The sequence below is a fragment of the Actinosynnema sp. NPDC023658 genome (genome assembly GCF_040639995.1).
Lineage (GTDB): Bacteria > Actinomycetota > Actinomycetes > Mycobacteriales > Pseudonocardiaceae > Actinosynnema.
The window spans coordinates 1-1,780 of sequence record NZ_JBFAAX010001086.1 but is presented as its reverse complement, the minus strand read 5'-3'; the positions used below and the strand labels follow the sequence as shown (position 1 = coordinate 1,780).

Annotated in this window: 2 protein-coding genes; one reads left to right on the top strand and one right to left on the bottom strand. The window is 72.5% G+C overall.

The features are described 5' to 3' along the window. Window positions 1-40: 40 nt before the first annotated feature. Window positions 41-1,255, bottom strand: a complete 1,215-nt coding sequence (locus tag AB0G02_RS38325; protein ID WP_360804849.1) for a cytochrome P450 — start codon at window positions 1,253-1,255, stop codon at window positions 41-43. 130 nt (window positions 1,256-1,385) lie between these two features. Between AB0G02_RS38325 and AB0G02_RS38320 the strand changes: the two genes are divergently transcribed. Next, a partial coding sequence (locus AB0G02_RS38320) for a hypothetical protein (RefSeq protein WP_360804846.1) occupies window positions 1,386-1,780 on the top strand: 395 nt, incomplete at its 3' end.

The window sequence follows — 1,780 nt, the reverse complement described above, 5'->3', positions numbered from 1 at the left end:
CGCGGCCTCGGCATCGTGCTGGCCGCCTACGACGCGCTCGCTAGGCGGGCCTGAGCGCGACCGGCAGGGCGCGGTGGCCGTTGGAGATGAACGAGTTCAGCGGTTGCAACTCCTCGACGGGCACGTCCAGTTCCAGGGCGGGGAAGCGGCCGAACAGCGCCGGCAGCGCGACCTCGGCCTCGATGCGGGCCAGCGGTGCGCCCAGGCAGTAGTGGGAGCCGTAGCCGAACGCCAGGTGCGTCTTGTCGGGGCGGGTGATGTCGTACCGGTCGGCGGTGCTGCCGTGGTGGGCCGGGTCGCGCCCGGCCGAGGCGTAGGCCGCGAGGATGGCCTCGCCCCGGCGGATGGTCACGCCGCCGACCGTGACGTCCTCGACGGCGTAGCGCAGCGGCAGGTGCGCCACCGGGGCCTGCCACCTCAGCGTCTCCTCGATCACGTCGCTCCAGCGCCGTCGACCGGAGGTGACCAGGCGAAGCTGGTCGGGGTGGGTGAGCAGCGCGGTGATGGCGTGGTCGATGAGGTTGACCGTGGTCTCGTGGCCGGCGGCGATCATCAGGATGAGCGTGTCGACCAGCTCGGCCTCGGTGAGCTCGCTGCCGTCCTCGTCGCGGGCGGCGATCAGACCGGTGGTCAGGTCGTCGCGGGGATCGGTCCGCCGCGCGGCGACGAAGGCGTCCAGGATCCCGTAGAGCTCCCGCTGGTTGGCCACCGACTCCTCGGGCGTCAGCGTGGTGTCGAACAGGCCGTCCACGGTCTTGCGCAGGCCGGGGCGGGCGTCGTCGGGGATGCCCAGCAGCCCGCAGATGACCTCGATCGGCAACGGGTAGGCGAACTCGGCGCGCAGGTCCGCCACGTCCGGTCCGGCGGCGAGCCGGTCGACCAGGTCGGCGGTGATCGCCTCCACCTGCGGGCGCAGCGCCTCGGCCCGACGGGCGGTGAACGCCTTGGAGATCAACGAGCGGAGCCTGCGGTGCTCGGCGCCGTAGGCGGTGAACATGCTGCGCACCGACACCCACAGGTGCAGCGGCCAGTCCTCCGGGATCTCACCGTTGATGTAGGCGGGCCAGTGCCGGCGCGCGTCCTTGGACACGTTCGGGTCAGCGAGCAGCCGGCGCAGCAGTTCGATGTCGCTGACCGACCACGCCGTCACCCCGCCGGGGAGCGCCACCCGGGTGACCGGTCCCAACGCGCGCAGCGCCGCCGCTTCACCGTGGATGTCGTGGCCGGCGGGGTCGAGGGCGTACACCGATGTCATGCACTCATCGTTACAGCACAATCACTTTGCGTACAAGGCACTGTGCGGGTGCGCAGTCGTCGTGTCCGGCTGGGCAACGACGGCTCGGCGCCGCGGGTCGCACCCCTGGGTTCGCCGGCATGGCTTTGGTGTGGCTCCCCCTGGACGACCGGACGACCGGACGGTCGAAGCGGTCGTGGCGTTGGCGGGTTCGTCGTGGGCACGCGCGGACCTCGACGACGCGTGGGTGGCGGCGGGGTGGCCGCTGCCGGACGGGCGGTCGGTGGCGGCGGAGGTATTCGACTCGGCCGAGTACCGGTTCGACGTCGACGACCACCGGTGGGCGTGCGTGGCGATGCGGTTCGACCCGGACGAGGTGGCCGGCTTCTTCCTCACGTTCGCGACCTTCCTCGACGAGGACGTCCCAGAGGACGACCTCGACGTGCGCGACCTGGTGTCCTCCGGCGGCCGGCCCCGGTCGGTCGACGCGTCGGCCGCGCGGGACGCGTGCGACGCCCGGCACCACGAGGCCGTGGCGCGGCGGAC

Excerpts from the sequence above, each read along its gene's own strand:
- AB0G02_RS38325 (WP_360804849.1), bottom strand. The coding sequence starts at position 1,255 with ATGACATCGGTGTACGCCCTCGACCCCGCCGGCCACGACATCCACGGT.